The organism is Streptomyces sp. NPDC032126, assembly GCF_055580085.1.
In genome coordinates, this window is the sequence record NZ_JBVIMA010000002.1 from 283,065 (window position 1) to 297,222 (window position 14,158).

11 protein-coding genes and 1 tRNA gene are annotated in these 14,158 nt (G+C 69.7%); 7 read left to right on the forward strand and 5 right to left on the reverse strand.

Annotation, left to right across the window (positions count from 1 at the left end; genetic code table 11):
- Nucleotides 1–27 precede the first annotated feature (27 nt).
- The 5 genes from ACZ5NW_RS09800 (at nucleotide 28) to ACZ5NW_RS09820 (ending at nucleotide 5,737) form a co-directional block, all read left to right on the forward strand.
- Complete coding sequence (locus ACZ5NW_RS09800; protein ID WP_468743267.1) at nucleotides 28–1,257, forward strand: branched-chain amino acid ABC transporter substrate-binding protein; 1,230 nt, start codon at nucleotides 28–30, stop codon at nucleotides 1,255–1,257.
- Between the two features lie 115 nt (nucleotides 1,258–1,372).
- Nucleotides 1,373–2,305 (forward strand): branched-chain amino acid ABC transporter permease, encoded by a 933-nt coding sequence (locus tag ACZ5NW_RS09805; RefSeq protein WP_468743268.1) that lies wholly within the window; start codon nucleotides 1,373–1,375, stop codon nucleotides 2,303–2,305.
- A gap of 5 nt (nucleotides 2,306–2,310) precedes the next feature.
- The gene (locus tag ACZ5NW_RS09810) at nucleotides 2,311–4,131 is read left to right on the forward strand and encodes a branched-chain amino acid ABC transporter permease (RefSeq protein ID WP_468743269.1); all 1,821 of its coding nucleotides are present in this window, start codon (nucleotides 2,311–2,313) and stop codon (nucleotides 4,129–4,131) included.
- Between the two features lie 5 nt (nucleotides 4,132–4,136).
- Nucleotides 4,137–5,024 carry an ABC transporter ATP-binding protein gene (locus tag ACZ5NW_RS09815; RefSeq protein ID WP_468743270.1) on the forward strand — a complete coding sequence of 296 codons (888 nt, stop codon included), beginning with the start codon at nucleotides 4,137–4,139 and terminating at the stop codon, nucleotides 5,022–5,024.
- A complete protein-coding gene (locus ACZ5NW_RS09820) occupies nucleotides 5,021–5,737 on the forward strand; it encodes an ABC transporter ATP-binding protein (RefSeq protein WP_468743271.1) in 717 nt (238 codons plus the stop codon). Before ACZ5NW_RS09815 ends, ACZ5NW_RS09820 begins: the two co-directional genes overlap by 4 nt.
- 103 nt (nucleotides 5,738–5,840) lie before the next feature.
- Here ACZ5NW_RS09820 and ACZ5NW_RS09825 read toward each other — a convergent pair whose 3' ends face one another.
- Nucleotides 5,841–6,494 carry an ANTAR domain-containing response regulator gene (locus tag ACZ5NW_RS09825; protein ID WP_468743272.1) on the reverse strand — a complete coding sequence of 218 codons (654 nt, stop codon included), beginning with the start codon at nucleotides 6,492–6,494 and terminating at the stop codon, nucleotides 5,841–5,843.
- 100 nt (nucleotides 6,495–6,594) lie between these two features.
- On the opposite strand from ACZ5NW_RS09825, the gene ACZ5NW_RS09830 reads away from it, so the two are divergent.
- Nucleotides 6,595–6,669, forward strand: a tRNA-Leu gene (locus ACZ5NW_RS09830).
- A 73-nt stretch (nucleotides 6,670–6,742) separates the two neighbouring features.
- Here ACZ5NW_RS09830 and pyk read toward each other — a convergent pair.
- On the reverse strand, nucleotides 6,743–8,182 hold the full coding sequence (gene pyk / locus ACZ5NW_RS09835; protein ID WP_468743273.1) for a pyruvate kinase: 1,440 nt from the start codon (nucleotides 8,180–8,182) through the stop codon (nucleotides 6,743–6,745).
- Nucleotides 8,183–8,324: 142 nt separating this feature from the next.
- Nucleotides 8,325–9,008: an SIMPL domain-containing protein gene (locus ACZ5NW_RS09840; protein WP_468743274.1), complete on the reverse strand. Its 684-nt coding sequence runs from the start codon at nucleotides 9,006–9,008 to the stop codon at nucleotides 8,325–8,327.
- 191 nt (nucleotides 9,009–9,199) lie between these two features.
- On the opposite strand from ACZ5NW_RS09840, the gene ACZ5NW_RS09845 reads away from it, so the two are divergent.
- Entirely contained in the window at nucleotides 9,200–11,017 is a 1,818-nt protein-coding gene (locus ACZ5NW_RS09845) for a bifunctional metallophosphatase/5'-nucleotidase (protein ID WP_468743275.1), read from the forward strand.
- A 58-nt stretch (nucleotides 11,018–11,075) separates the two neighbouring features.
- Here ACZ5NW_RS09845 and ACZ5NW_RS09850 read toward each other — a convergent pair whose 3' ends face one another.
- Entirely contained in the window at nucleotides 11,076–12,521 is a 1,446-nt protein-coding gene (locus ACZ5NW_RS09850) for a lysine N(6)-hydroxylase/L-ornithine N(5)-oxygenase family protein (protein ID WP_468743276.1), read from the reverse strand.
- Complete coding sequence (locus ACZ5NW_RS09855; protein ID WP_468743277.1) at nucleotides 12,518–14,029, reverse strand: pyridoxal phosphate-dependent decarboxylase family protein; 1,512 nt, start codon at nucleotides 14,027–14,029, stop codon at nucleotides 12,518–12,520. The genes ACZ5NW_RS09850 and ACZ5NW_RS09855 overlap by 4 nt, the downstream gene beginning before the upstream one ends.
- Between the last annotated feature and the right edge of the window lie 129 nt (nucleotides 14,030–14,158).

Consider the following 14,158-nt stretch of genomic DNA (forward strand, 5'->3'; position numbering starts at 1 on the left):
AGGTCGCGCCAGGGAAAGGACTGGATCGTGCGTCAACGTTCGCTCATCGCCATCACCGCCGCGCTGGCGGCGGGAGCACTGACCCTCACCGCCTGCGGCTCGCGCGACAGCGGCGACAAGGGGGGTTCCGACTCCGGCGGCAAGACTGTCGTCATCGGTGTGGACGCCCCACTGACCGGCGACCTGTCCGCGCTCGGCCTCGGCATCAAGAACTCGGTCGACCTCGCCGCCAAGACCGCCAACAAGAAGAACTACGTCGACGGCGTCAAGTTCGAGATCAAGGCTCTCGACGACCAGGCGCAGCCCTCCTCGGGCCAGCAGAACGCCTCGACGCTCGTCGCCAACAAGGACGTCCTCGGTGTCGTCGGCCCGCTGAACTCCTCCGTGGCCGAGTCCATGCAGAAGGTCTTCGACGACGCCAAGCTCGTCGAGATCTCCCCGGCCAACACCGGCCCGGCGCTGACCCAGGGCCCCGACTGGCAGACCAAGAAGGTCCGCACGTACAAGTCGTACTTCCGCACCTCGACGACGGACGCCATCCAGGGCCCGTTCGCCGCGCAGTACGTCTTCAACGACGCCAAGAAGAAGAAGGTCTTCGTCATCGACGACAAGAAGACCTACGGCGCGGGCCTCGCCGCGACCTTCACCGACGAGTTCAAGAAGCTCGGCGGCCAGGTCGTCGGCACCGACCACATCGACCCGGACACCAAGGACTTCTCCGCGGTCGCCACCAAGGTCAAGAACTCGGGCGCGGACGTCGTCTACTACGGCGGCGAGTACCCGCAGGCCGGCCCGCTCAGCAAGCAGATCAAGGCCTCCGGCGCCAAGATCCCGCTGGTCGGCGGCGACGGCATCTACGACCCGACCTTCATCCAGCTGGCCGGCGCCAACGCCGCCGGTGACCTCGCCACCTCCGTCGGCGCCCCGGTCGAGACGCTGGCCTCCGCCAAGCAGTTCGTCGCCGACTACAAGGCCGCGGGCTACAAGGAGGAGTACGCGGCGTACGGCGGTTACTCCTACGACGCCGCCTGGTCGATCATCGAGGCCGTCAAGAAGGTCGTCGACGAGAACGACGGCAAGCTGCCCGACGACGCCCGTGCGAAGGTCACGGCCGCCGTGCAGAACGTCTCCTTCGACGGGGTGACCGGCAAGGTCTCCTTCGACGAGTTCGGCGACGCCACCAACAAGCAGCTCACCGTGTACGCCGTCGAGAACGGTGCCTGGAAGGCGGTCAAGTCCGGTACCTACACCGGCTGACCCGTACACCCGCACCACTCACGAGCCGCGCGGGGCGCTGTTCCACTGGCGCCCCGCGCGGACTCGCATCCGGCCTCATCCGTCGAAACATCCGAACCGTCTCGGAGGACATGCGGTGAACGAACTGCCGCAGCAGCTGGTCAACGGCCTGCTACTTGGATCCATGTACGGGCTGGTCGCCATCGGCTACACAATGGTCTATGGCATCGTCCAGCTCATCAACTTCGCCCACGGCGAGATCTTCATGATCGGAGGGTTCGGCGCCCTCACGATCTACCTTTACGTCCTGCCCGACGGCACGTCCATGTGGATCGCACTGCCGCTGATGCTCCTCGGAGCGATCATCGCGGCGGTCGTCGTCGCCGTAGGAGCGGAACGGTTCGCCTACCGCCCCCTGCGCACCGCGCCGCGTCTCGCCCCCCTCATCACCGCCATCGGTCTCTCCCTCGCCCTGCAGCAGGCGGTCTGGGCCTGGTACCCCGGGGCCAAGGAGTCCATCAACTTCCCGGAGATCCCGGGCGGACCCTTCGAGATCGGCAGCGTCACCATCCAGACCGGTGACATCTTCCTGTTCATCGCCGCGCCCATCAGCATGGCGATCCTGGCCTACTTCGTCATGAAGACCCGCACCGGCCGGGGCATGCAGGCCACCGCCCAGGACCCCGACACCGCGAAGCTCATGGGCATCAACACCGACCGCATCATCGTGGTCGCCTTCGCCCTCGGTGCCGCGTTCGCCGCGATCGGAGCCGTCGCCTACGGCCTGAAGTACGGCCAGGTCCAGTTCCGCATGGGCTTCATCCTCGGCCTCAAGGCCTTCACCGCGGCCGTCCTCGGCGGCATCGGCAACATCTACGGCGCCATGCTCGGCGGCCTCGTCCTCGGCCTCGCCGAGACCATGGCCACCGCCTACATCGCCGACGTCCCCGGGTTCGACAAGCTCGGCGGCCAGTCCTGGGCCAACGTCTGGGCCTTCGTACTCCTCATCCTCGTGCTGCTGTTCCGACCCCAGGGTCTGCTCGGCGAGCGCGTCGCGGACAGGGCGTGATACCGATGACGACGCAGACCTCGACCCCCACCGACGTCGCCGCCCAGGGCGGCGCCAAGGGCTTCATCGGCATCCCGGCCACCACCGGCCGCGCCCTCGCCACCGGCGGCGGCGTCCTCGCGGTGATCTCCACCTTCATGGCCTGGACCTGGACCTCCGAGTTCCCCGGCGACCTCACGGTCTACGGCTACCCCGGCGGCCTTCAGGTGCTCGTCCTCATCGGCGGACTGTTCACCGTCCTGTTCGGCCTGGCCTCCTTCGGCGTCAAGGGCCTCGGCTGGCTCGCCCCCGCCGGCGCCGACAGCGCCCTGAAGCTCGCCGTCCTCGGCACCTTCGCCACCGCCTGGTACACGGTCATCGACATCAGCGCCGTCCTCGGCGGTGTGGTCAACCTGGAGCCCGGCGGCTACCTCGTCGCCGCCGCCACCCTCATCTCCCTCGTCGGCGCGCTCGCCCTCCCCTTCGAGTGGCCCGAGCCCGAGCCGATCGACCCCGAGGACTCCGGCTGGGACCAGTTCAAGCACAAGGTCCGCCACGGCTGGACCGTCGTCAAGGCGTCCGTCGCCTCCGGCAAGCCCGGCCCGGCGCCCAAGCTGCCCGTTCTCGCCGAGATCCTGGTCATCGTCGCCGCCATGGCGGTCGGCCTGATCATCTTCACCTACGGCATCGGCACCGAGTACGACCAGCTCTTCATCGGCTTCCTGATCACGGTCGGCTTCGGCTTCGCCGCGTTCGCCAAGGCCGGGCTCGTGGCCCGGGTCTCGGCGATCACCGCCAAGCACCGCACCCTCACCATGATCAGCGCCTTCGTCGCGGCGGCCCTGTTCCCCTTCACCCAGTCCGACGACCAGTACGCCACCCTCGGCGTCTACATCCTGATCTTCGCGACCGTGGCCCTGGGCCTGAACATCGTCGTCGGCCTCGCCGGCCTCCTCGACCTCGGTTACGTCGCCTTCCTCGGTGTCGGCGCCTACACCGCGGCCCTGGTCTCCGGCTCGCCGTCCTCGCCGCTGGACGTCCACTGGCCGTTCTGGGCCTCCGCCGTCCTCGGCGCCGTCGTCGCCATGATCTTCGGTGTCCTCATCGGCGCCCCGACCCTGCGCCTGCGCGGCGACTACCTCGCCATCGTGACGCTCGGCTTCGGTGAGATCTTCCGCATCACCGTCCTCAACATGGACGGCACCTCCGGCCCCGACGTGACCAACGGCTCCAACGGCATCTCGTCGATCCCGAACCTGGACATCCTCGGCTTCGACTTCGGCCAGGAGCACTCCATCCTGGGCTTCACCATCGCCCGCTTCGCCAACTACTTCCTGCTGATGCTGCTGATCACGCTGATCGTGGTCGTGGTCTTCCGGCGCAGCAGCGACTCCCGCATCGGCCGCGCCTGGATCGCCATCCGCGAGGACGAGACCGCCGCGCTCGCCATGGGCATCAACGGCTTCCGCGTCAAGCTGATCGCCTTCGCCCTCGGCGCCTGCCTCGCGGGCCTCGCCGGCTCCGTCCAGGCCCACGTCACCTACACCGTGACGCCCGAGCAGTACCAGTTCGCCCACGTCGTCCCGCCCAACTCGGCCTTCCTCCTGGCGGCCGTCGTGCTCGGCGGCATGGGCACCATCGCCGGTCCGCTCGTCGGCGCCGCGCTGCTCTACCTCATCCCGGCCAAGCTCCAGTTCCTGGGCAACTACCAGCTCTTCGCCTTCGGTCTCGCGCTCGTCCTGCTGATGCGCTTCCGCCCGGAGGGCCTCATCCCGAACCGGCGCCGCCAGCTCGAATTCCACGAAGAAGCGGAAGCACCCGCCGTCCTCACCAAGGCAGGGGCCTGACCACGATGACCACCGACACCACCACCGCAATCGGCGAGACGGTCCTCGACGCCCGCGGCGTGACCATGCGCTTCGGCGGCCTCACCGCCGTACGCAATGTCGACCTCACCGTCAACGCCGGCGAGATCGTCGGTCTGATCGGCCCCAACGGCGCCGGCAAGACCACCTTCTTCAACTGCCTCACCGGCCTGTACATCCCCACCGAGGGCGAGGTCCGCTACAAGGGCGACGTCCTGCCGCCGAAGTCCTTCAAGGTCACCGCGGCCGGCATCGCCCGCACCTTCCAGAACATCCGTCTGTTCGCCAACATGACGGTCCTGGAGAACGTGCTCGTCGGGCGCCACACCCGCACCAAGGAGGGCCTGTGGTCCGCGCTGCTGCGCGGCCCCGGCTTCCACAGGGCCGAAGCCGCCTCCCGCGAGCGGGCCATGGAGCTCCTGGAGTTCGTGGGCCTGGCCAAGAAGGCCGAGCACCTCGCCCGCAACCTCCCCTACGGCGAGCAGCGCAAGCTGGAGATCGCCCGCGCCCTCGCCAGCGAGCCCGGTCTGCTCCTCCTCGACGAGCCGACCGCCGGCATGAACCCGCAGGAGACCCGGGCCACCGAGGAACTCGTCTTCGCCATCCGCGACAAGGGCATCGCCGTGCTCGTCATCGAGCACGACATGCGCTTCATCTTCAACCTGTGCGACCGGGTCGCCGTCCTCGTCCAGGGCGAGAAGCTCATCGAGGGCGACAGCGCCACCGTCCAGGGCGACGAGCGCGTGGTCGCCGCCTACCTCGGTGAGCCCTTCGAGGACGCCCCCGGCGACGCCGAGGTCGCCGAGGTGCAGGCCGCCGAGGTGCAGGCCGAGACCACGACGGACGCCGCGCCCGGCAAGGAGAACGACCGATGACCGCACTGCTCGAAGTCGAGGACCTCCGGGTCGCCTACGGCAAGATCGAAGCCGTCAAGGGCATCTCCTTCAAGGTCGAGGCCGGCGAGGTCGTCACGCTCATCGGCACCAACGGCGCCGGCAAGACGACGACCCTGCGCACCCTGTCCGGTCTGATCAAGCCGGTCGGCGGGCACATCAAGTTCAACGGCCGCTCGCTGCGGAAGGTGCCCGCGCACAACATCGTGTCGCTGGGCCTCGCCCACTCCCCCGAGGGGCGGCACATCTTCCCGCGCATGACCATCGAGGACAACCTGCGTCTCGGTGCCTTCCTGCGCAACGACCGGCCCGGCATCGAGAAGGACATCCAGCGCGCCTACGACCTGTTCCCCATCCTGGGTGAACGGCGCAAGCAGGCCGCGGGCACCCTCTCCGGCGGTGAGCAGCAGATGCTGGCGATGGGCCGCGCGCTCATGTCCCAGCCGAAGCTGCTGATGCTGGACGAGCCGTCGATGGGTCTCTCCCCGATCATGATGCAGAAGATCATGTCGACCATCGCGGAGCTGAAGTCCCAGGGCACGACCATCCTCCTGGTCGAGCAGAACGCCCAGGCCGCCCTGTCGCTGGCCGACCACGGCCACGTCATGGAGGTCGGCAACATCGTCCTGTCGGGGACGGGTCAGGACCTGCTGCACGACGAGTCGGTGCGCAAGGCGTACCTCGGCGAGGACTAGCGGCGAGGACCAGGGGCGAGGATCAGGTCCTTCCCCGCCTACGACGAGGCCCGCGCCCCCTGGTGACAGGGGGCGCGGGCCTCGTCCGTACCGGCCGGGCGGGTCAGCTCTTGGACGCCTTCTTCTCGTCGGCGTCCTGGATGACGGCCTCGGCGACCTGCTGCATGGACATCCGCCGGTCCATGGAGGTCTTCTGGATCCACCGGAAGGCGGCGGGCTCCGTCAGGCCGTACTGGGTCTGGAGGATGGACTTCGCGCGGTCGACGAGCTTGCGCGTCTCCAGCCGCTGGGTGAGGTCGGCGACCTCGTTCTCCAGCTCCTTCAGTTCGGTGAACCGCGAGACGGCCATCTCGATCGCGGGCACGACGTCGCTCTTGCTGAAGGGCTTGACCAGATAGGCCATGGCACCGGCGTCCCGGGCGCGCTCCACCAGATCCCGCTGCGAGAACGCGGTGAGCATGAGTACCGGGGCGATGCGCTCCTCGGCGATCCGCTCGGCCGCGGAAATGCCGTCCAGCTTGGGCATCTTCACATCGAGGATGACGAGGTCGGGCCGGTGCTCGCGGGCGAGCTCCACGGCCTGCTCGCCGTCACCGGCCTCACCGACGACGGTGTAGCCCTCTTCCTCGAGCATCTCTTTGAGATCGAGCCGGATCAGCGCCTCGTCCTCGGCGATGACGACACGGGTCGTCAGCGGAGGCACGTGCGACTTGTCGTCGTCGGGCGCGTCTACGGGCTGGGGCGACTCGGCGGTCACGGGGGCTCCTCGTTCAGGGCAGGGGTGCTGCTGACAAGAGCCTACCTAGCTACGGTAAGGTGGACGCGCGGAGGGTCGGGGGAAACCTTTGATTCTGCGAGCCCCGGTAGCCCAATTGGCAGCAGGCAACGGATTCAAAACCCGTACAGTGTCGGTTCGAGTCCGACCCGGGGCACTTTTCCTTAGATTTGAAGGTCAGCAGAATGCGGGCCCCTCCGGAGGAGGGGCCCTTTTTCGTCACCGGGGATTCATCGCCGGGGGTTGTCGTCCTCGCCGATGTGATGGACCCGGACCAGGTTTGTGGAGCCGGATACGCCGGGAGGGGAACCGGCCGTGATCACGACCACGTCGCCCTTGGCGCAGCGGCCGAATTTCAGGAGGAGTTCATCCACCTGGTCGACCATCGCGTCGGTCGATTCGACGTGGGGGCCGAGGAAGGTCTCCACTCCCCAGGACATGCTCAACTGGGAGCGGGTCGCGGGGTCGGGGGTGAAGGCCAGCAAGGGGATCGGGGAGCGATAGCGGGAGAGGCGGCGGGCCGTGTCGCCGGACTGGGTGAAGGCGACCAGGAATTTCGCGCCCAGGAAGTCGCCCATTTCCGCGGCGGCCCGGGCGACCGCGCCGCCCTGCGTGCGGGGCTTGTTGTTCTCCGTCAGCGGCGGGAGGCCCTTCGCCAGGAGGTCCTCCTCCGCGGCTGCCACAATTTTCGCCATGGTGCGGACCGTCTCGACAGCGTGCTTGCCGACGCTCGTCTCGCCCGACAGCATCACCGCGTCCGTGCCGTCGATGACCGCGTTGGCGACGTCGCTGGCCTCCGCGCGGGTCGGGCGGGAGTTCTCGATCATCGAGTCGAGCATCTGGGTCGCCACGATCACCGGCTTGGCGTTGCGCTTGGCCAGCTTGATCGCCCGTTTCTGGACGATCGGGACCTGCTCCAGCGGCATCTCCACCCCGAGGTCGCCGCGGGCGACCATGATGCCGTCGAAGGCGGCCACGATCTCCTCGATCGCGTCGACCGCCTGGGGCTTCTCCACCTTGGCGATCACCGGGAGGCGGCGGCCCTCCTCGTCCATGATGCGGTGGACGTCCTCGATGTCGCGGCCGCTGCGCACGAAGGACAGCGCGATGACGTCGAAGCCGGTGCGCAGCGCCCAGCGCAGGTCCGCCTCGTCCTTCTCGGAGAGGGCGGGGACGGAGACGGCGACGCCGGGCAGGTTCAGGCCCTTGTGGTCGGAGACGACTCCGCCCTCGACGACCGCGGTGTGGACGCGGGGGCCGTCCACGGAGGTCACTTCGAGGCAGACCTTGCCGTCGTCGACGAGGACGCGCTCACCGGGGCTGACATCGGCGGCGAGGCCGGCGTAGGTGGTGCCGCAGGTGGTGCGGTCGCCCTCGACGCCCTCCTCCACGGTGATGGTGAAGGTGTCGCCGCGTTCAAGGAGTACCGGTCCTTCGGCGAAGCGGCCGAGGCGGATCTTCGGGCCCTGAAGGTCGGCGAGGACACCGACGCTGCGACCGGTCTCGTCGGCGGCTTTGCGCACACGCCGATAGCGCTCCTCGTGTTCGGCGTGGGTGCCGTGGCTGAGGTTGAAGCGGGCGACGTCCATTCCGGCGTCGACCAGGGCTTTGAGCTGGTCGTACGAGTCGGTGGCGGGGCCCAGGGTACAGACGATCTTTGCTCGGCGCATGAAACGAGCCTATTACTTACCACCCAGTAGGGAATTGGCCGCGCATGACCACTCAACAACCTTTGCGTGAAGGGTTATTGACAAGTGTTGAATTGTGCGGCGGGGCGCTCCGATGAGCACCGAATAGATGGCCGAATATCGCTCACAGGCGCGGCGGAACCATCGTGAACTGCGCGGTGACTTCGGCCTGGACCCGCATTCTGCGCGGTTCCAGATCCAGCGGTTCGGCGAATTCCTCGGCGCCGGCGGAGGCGGAGACCCGGCGGGCCCGGCGGTCGAACGCCGCACGGGGGCGGGCGCGCTCCGCGCCGTCGTCGGCGAGCTCGACGAGGGCGGCGACGGTGGTGCCGAGGGCCTCCGCGTACTCGTGGGCCCGCCCGACGGCCGCCCGGACCGCCTGCTGCCGTACCTCGCGGTGGGCGGGGGCGCCCGGGCTCAGGTCCCACCAGGGGCCGTCGACACGGGTGAGCTCCAGGTCGGCGAGGCGGGTGACGAGTTCGCCGAGGGCGGTGAAGTCGGTGAGTTCGGCGCCGATGTGGACCTGGCCGAGATAGTTGCTGACGCGTTCGCCGCGCCCGTGCCGGGCGAGTTCGGGGGTGACGGAGAAGGCGCCGGTGGACACCTGGGCGACCGCGTCGCCGTAGGACTTCACGAGGTCGAGGGCGGTGGTGTTGCGGCGGGTGAGGTCGTCGAGGGTGGAACGCCGGTCGCGGCCGCGGGCCGTGACCGTGACGCCGACGCGGGCGATGTCCGGGTCGACCTCCAGGGATGCCTCCCCGCGGACGACGAGGAGGGGGGCGTCGGGAGTGCCGGAGGGCGTGGTCATACGTCCCACTCTGTCACCCGTTTTCCTTTTGCGGGACGGGAGTTACCCCTCCGGTCACCAGATCGAAACCTCCTGGACCTGTTGCGGCCGGTCCTGGGCGCGTCAGAATCTACGCGCGTCGTTGAAGCGCGTTGTCTACGCGCGTCGTTGAAGCCGTATCCGCGTCGACCCTTCCCCGAGGAGAGCAGGACATGCCGTTGAACCGCCGGAAGTTTCTGAAGAAGTCCGCCGTCACCGGGGCGGGGGTGGCGATCGCCGGGGCGGCCGCGGCTCCCTCGGCGCAGGCCGCGGACACCTCGGCGGTTCACCAGCCGGCGAAGCAGCCCAAGCGCTACTCGCTGACCGTCATGGGCACGACCGACCTGCACGGTCACGTCTTCAACTGGGACTACTTCAAGAACGCCGAGTACACCGACAAGGCGGGCAACGCGCAGGGCCTGTCCCGGATCTCCACCCTGGTGAACGGCATCCGCGCGGAGAAGGGCCACTGCAACACGCTGCTCATCGACGCCGGCGACACGATCCAGGGCACGCCGCTGACGTACTACTACGCGAAGGTGGACCCGATCACCGCCAAGGGCGGCCCGGTGCACCCCATGGCCCAGGCCATGAACGCGATCGGCTACGACGCCGCGGCGCTCGGCAACCACGAGTTCAACTACGGCATCGAGACGCTGCGCAAGTTCGAGGACCAGCTGGACTTCCCGCTGCTCGGCGCGAACGCGGTCGACGCGACGACGCTGAAGCCGGCCTTCCCGCCCTACTTCATCAAGAAGTTCCATGTGCCCGGCTCCGCGCGGCCGGTGAAGGTGGCGGTCCTCGGTCTGACCAACCCCGGCATCGCGATCTGGGACAAGGCCTACGTCCAGGGCAAGCTGGCGTTCCCGGGCCTGGAGGAGCAGGCCGCGAAGTGGGTGCCGAAGCTGAAGGCGCTGGGCGCGGACGTGGTCATCGTGTCGGCGCACTCCGGTTCCTCCGGCACCTCGTCCTACGGCGACCAGCTGCCGTACGTCGAGAACGCGGCCGCGAACGTGGCCAAGCAGGTCCCGGACATCGACGCGATCCTGGTCGGCCACGCGCACGTGGAGATCCCTGAGCTGAAGGTCGTCAACGACACGACCGGCAAGACGGTCGTGCTGTCCGAGCCGCTGGCCTACGCCGAGCGGCTGTCGGTGTTCGACATCGAGCTGGTCTTCGACAAGGGCCGCTGGAGCGTCGAGTCGGTCGCGTCGAAGGTGCTGAACTCCAACACCGTCGCCGACGACCCGAAGATCACCAAGCTGCTGGCCGACGAGCACGCGAAGGTCGTCGCGTACGTCAACCAGGTCGTCGGCAAGGCGACGCAGACCCTGACGACGGTCGAGGCCCGCTACAAGGACGCCCCGATCATCGACCTGATCACCAAGGTCCAGGAGGACGTCGTCAAGGCGGCCCTGGCGGGCACCCAGTACGCCTCGCTGCCGGTGATCGCGCAGGCGTCGCCGTTCTCCCGCACCTCCGAGATCCCGGCCGGCGACGTCACGATCCGCGACCTGTCCAGCCTGTACGTCTACGACAACACGCTGGTCGCCAAGCTGATGACGGGCGTTCAGATCCGGGCGTACCTGGAGTACTCGGCGGAGTACTTCGTGCAGACGGCCCCGGGCGCGGTGGTCGACGTGGACAAGCTGACCAACGCCGGCGGCCGTCCGGACTACAACTACGACTACGTGTCGGGGCTGTCGTACGACATCGACATCGCGCAGGCCGCCGGCTCGCGCATCAAGAACCTCACCTACAACGGCGCGGCGCTGGACGACGCGCAGCAGTTCGTGTTCGCGGTGAACAACTACCGCGCCAACGGCGGCGGCGCCTTCCCGTACGTGGCGTCGGCGAAGGAACTGTGGTCGGAGTCGACGGAGATCCGCACCCGGATCGCGGAGTGGGTGACCGCGAAGGGCGTGCTGGACCCGAAGGAGTTCGCCTCGGTCGACTGGAAGCTCACGCGGAACGGCACGCCGGTCTTCTAGAGCGGCGGGGAACGGTCCTCGGGCGTCGGCGCGGTGCGCGCCGGCGCCCTTGGCGTTGCTAGGGCCTGTCGACGAGGGGGGTCAGGACGGGCGGGGCCTGGCGGGCCTGGGGGACGCGGTGTTCGGGTTCGAGGCCGAAGGTGGTGAACGCGGTGCGGGTCGGCAGGGGGTAGGTCTCCTTGCCGGTCAGGGTGTTGAGGACGGTGGCGCTGCGCCAGGCGGCGAGGCCCAGGTCGGGGGCGCCGACGCCGTGGGTGTGGCGTTCGGCGTTCTGGACGAACACCGAGCCGGTCACGGAGGGGTCGGTGACGAGCCGGAAGTCCTCGTCGACGCGCGGACGTCCGGCGCTGTCGCGGCGCAGGTACGGGTCGAGGCCGGCGAGGACGCGGTCGAGGGGGCGTTCCCGGTAGCCGGTGGCGAGGATCACGGCATCGGTGGTGAGACGGGTGCGGGTGTTCTGCTGGACGTGCTCCAGATGGAGTTCGACCTTGGTGGTGGCGATCCGGCCCGCCGTGCGGACGCGGACGCCGGGGGTGAGGACGGCGTCGGGCCAGCCGCCGTCCAGGCTGCGGCGGTAGAGCTCGTCGTGGACGGCGGCGAGGGTGCCGGCGTCGATGCCCTTGTGGAGCTGCCATTGGGCGGTGAGGAGCTTGTCGCGCACGCCCTCGGGCAGGGCATGGAAGTAGCGGGTGTAGTCGGGGGTGAAGTGCTCCAGACCGAGCTTGGAGTACTCCATGGGGGCGAACGCCTCGGTGCGGCCGATCCAGTGCAGCCGCTCCCGGCCGGTCGGGCGGTGGCGCAGCAGGTCGAGGAAGATCTCGGCGCCGGTCTGTCCCGAGCCGACGACGGTGATGTGGCCCGCGGCGAGGAAGGCGTCGCGGTGGGCGAGGTAGTCGGCGGCGTGCACGACGGGGACGCCGGGGGCGTCGACGAGCGGGCGCAGCGGGTCGGGGACGTACGGCTCGGTGCCGATGCCGAGGACGACGTTCCTGGTGTACGTGCGGCCGAGGGCCTCGGCCTCGCCGTCGGCGTCGAGCTGGGTGAAGTCGACCTCGAAGACGTCGCGTTCGGGGTTCCAGCGGACGGCGTCGACCTGGTGGCGGAAGTGCAGGCCGGGGAGCTGGTCGGCGACCCAACGGCAGTAGGCGTCGTACTCGGCGCGCCGGATGTGGAAGCGCTCGGCGAAGTAGAAGGGGAAGAGACGGTCGTGGCTCTTGAGGTAGTTGAGGAAGGTCCAGGGGCTGGCGGGGTCGGCGAGGGTCACCAGGTCGGCGAGGAAGGGGACCTGGACCCGGGCTCCGTCGATGAGCAGGCCGGGGTGCCAGTCGAAGCGGGGATGCTGTTCGTAGAAGACGGCGTCGAGCTCGGCGAGGGGGTGGGCGAGGGCGGCGAGGGAGAGATTGCTGGGGCCGATACCGACGCCCACGAGGTCACGGGGGGCGTCGGGGGCGTGACGGTCGTGGGGGTGCCGTGGTCGGGGCGCGCGGGGGGTGTCGGGGGTCATGTGGCGGTGTTTCCTTCCACCAGTTTCAGGAGGGCGGCCAGGTCGTCGGGCCGGGTGTGGGGGTTGAGGAGGGTGGCCTTGAGCCAGAGCCGGCCGTCCAGGTGGGCGCGGCCGAGCACGGCACGGCCCTCCGTCAGCAGGCGACGGCGTACGGCGGCCACGGCGGCGTCGGTGGCGTGGCCGGGGCGGAAGAGGACCGTGCTGATGGTGGGCCGCTCGTAGAGCTCGAAGCCGGGGTGGGCGGCGACGAGGTCGGCGAACTCGGCGGCACGGGCGCACACCTGGTCGACGAGGGCGCCGATGCCGTCCCGGCCCAGCGTTCTGAGGGTGACGGCGATCTTGAGGATGTCGGGGCGGCGGGAGGTGCGCGGGGAGCGGCCCAGGAGGTCGGGCAGGCCGGCCTCGGTGTCGTCGTCGGCGTTGAGGTAGTCGGCGCGCTGGTGGAGGGCGGCGAGGTCGTGGCGGTCACGGACGGCGAGGAGGCCGGCGGCGACGGGCTGCCAGCCGAGTTTGTGCAGATCGAGGGTGACCGTGCGGGCGGCGCTCAGACCGGTGAGCCGGTGGCGGTGCCGGTCGCTGAACAGAAGCCCTCCGCCGTAGGCCGCGTCGATGTGCAGACGGGCGTTGTGTCGTCGGCAGACGCTCGCGATCTCGGGGAGCGGGTCGATGAGGCCGGTGTCCGTGGTGCCCGCGGTGGCGGCGACGAGGTGGGGGCCGGGGATCCGGGTGAGGGCCTCGTCGAGGGCGGCGGGGTCGAGGGTGCCGGCGGGGGCGGGCACGACGACCGGTTCGGGGAGGCCGAGGAGCCAGGCGGCGCGAGGCAGGGAGTGGTGGGCGTTGGCCCCGCAGACGAGGCGGACGCTGCCGCCGTGGGCCTCGCGGGCGAGGAGGAGGGCGAGGTGGTTGGACTCGGTTCCACCGGTGGTGACGACGGCGTCCGGGCGGGACGGATACCGCGCGCCGCCTGCCGCGGGTGCGTCCGGGTCGCCCGCCGCCGGTGCGTCCGGAGCGCCCGCCGCAGGTGCGTCCAGAGCGCCTGCCGCAGATGCGTCCAGGTCGGCAGATGCGTCCGGAGCGCCCGCCACGGATGCGTCCGGGTACACCTCGTCGGCGAGGGCCCGGGTGACCAGTGCCTCCAGCTCGGAGGCCGCCGGGGCCTGGTCCCAGGAGTCCAGGGACGGGTTCAGCGCGGAGGCGGCGAGGTCGGCGGCGGTGGCGACGGCCAGGGGCGGGCAGTGCAGGTGGGCGGCGCACAGGGGATCCCCGGGGTCGGCGGCACCCTCGGCCAGGAGTCGTACGAGGACGGCGAGCGCGTCGGGGTCACCGGTGCGCGGGAGCGCCTCCCCCACCACCGCCCGCACCCGCGCCGCCACCGGCCGGGGACCACCCGCCGGCAGGGGCCCGCCCCGCGCGCGCGTGCCCTCGCTCAGCGCGTCGAGGACGACGGCGAGCAAGGGCCGTAGCGCGTCGGGGCCTTCGGGGCCGGAGGCGAGGGGTGGCGTACTCATCGGAGTCCTCCGGGGCGGGGCGCGGCCAGGGGGACTTCCAGCTTGTACCCGGATGCTCCGACGCGCCCGAAAAGAGCGGAAGCAGAACCCGAAAGTGGGACCGGCGACTCAGTCCCGGAACCCGGCCGC

Coding starts and splice junctions, on each gene's coding strand:
- ACZ5NW_RS09810 (WP_468743269.1), top strand. CDS start 2,311: ATGACGACGCAGACCTCGACCCCCACCGACGTCGCCGCCCAGGGCGGC.
- ACZ5NW_RS09815 (WP_468743270.1), top strand. CDS start 4,137: ATGACCACCGACACCACCACCGCAATCGGCGAGACGGTCCTCGACGCC.
- ACZ5NW_RS09820 (WP_468743271.1), top strand. CDS start 5,021: ATGACCGCACTGCTCGAAGTCGAGGACCTCCGGGTCGCCTACGGCAAG.
- pyk (WP_468743273.1), bottom strand. CDS start 8,182: ATGCGCCGAGCAAAGATCGTCTGTACCCTGGGCCCCGCCACCGACTCG.
- ACZ5NW_RS09840 (WP_468743274.1), bottom strand. CDS start 9,008: ATGACCACGCCCTCCGGCACTCCCGACGCCCCCCTCCTCGTCGTCCGC.
- ACZ5NW_RS09845 (WP_468743275.1), top strand. CDS start 9,200: ATGCCGTTGAACCGCCGGAAGTTTCTGAAGAAGTCCGCCGTCACCGGG.
- ACZ5NW_RS09850 (WP_468743276.1), bottom strand. CDS start 12,521: ATGACCCCCGACACCCCCCGCGCGCCCCGACCACGGCACCCCCACGAC.
- ACZ5NW_RS09855 (WP_468743277.1), bottom strand. CDS start 14,029: ATGAGTACGCCACCCCTCGCCTCCGGCCCCGAAGGCCCCGACGCGCTA.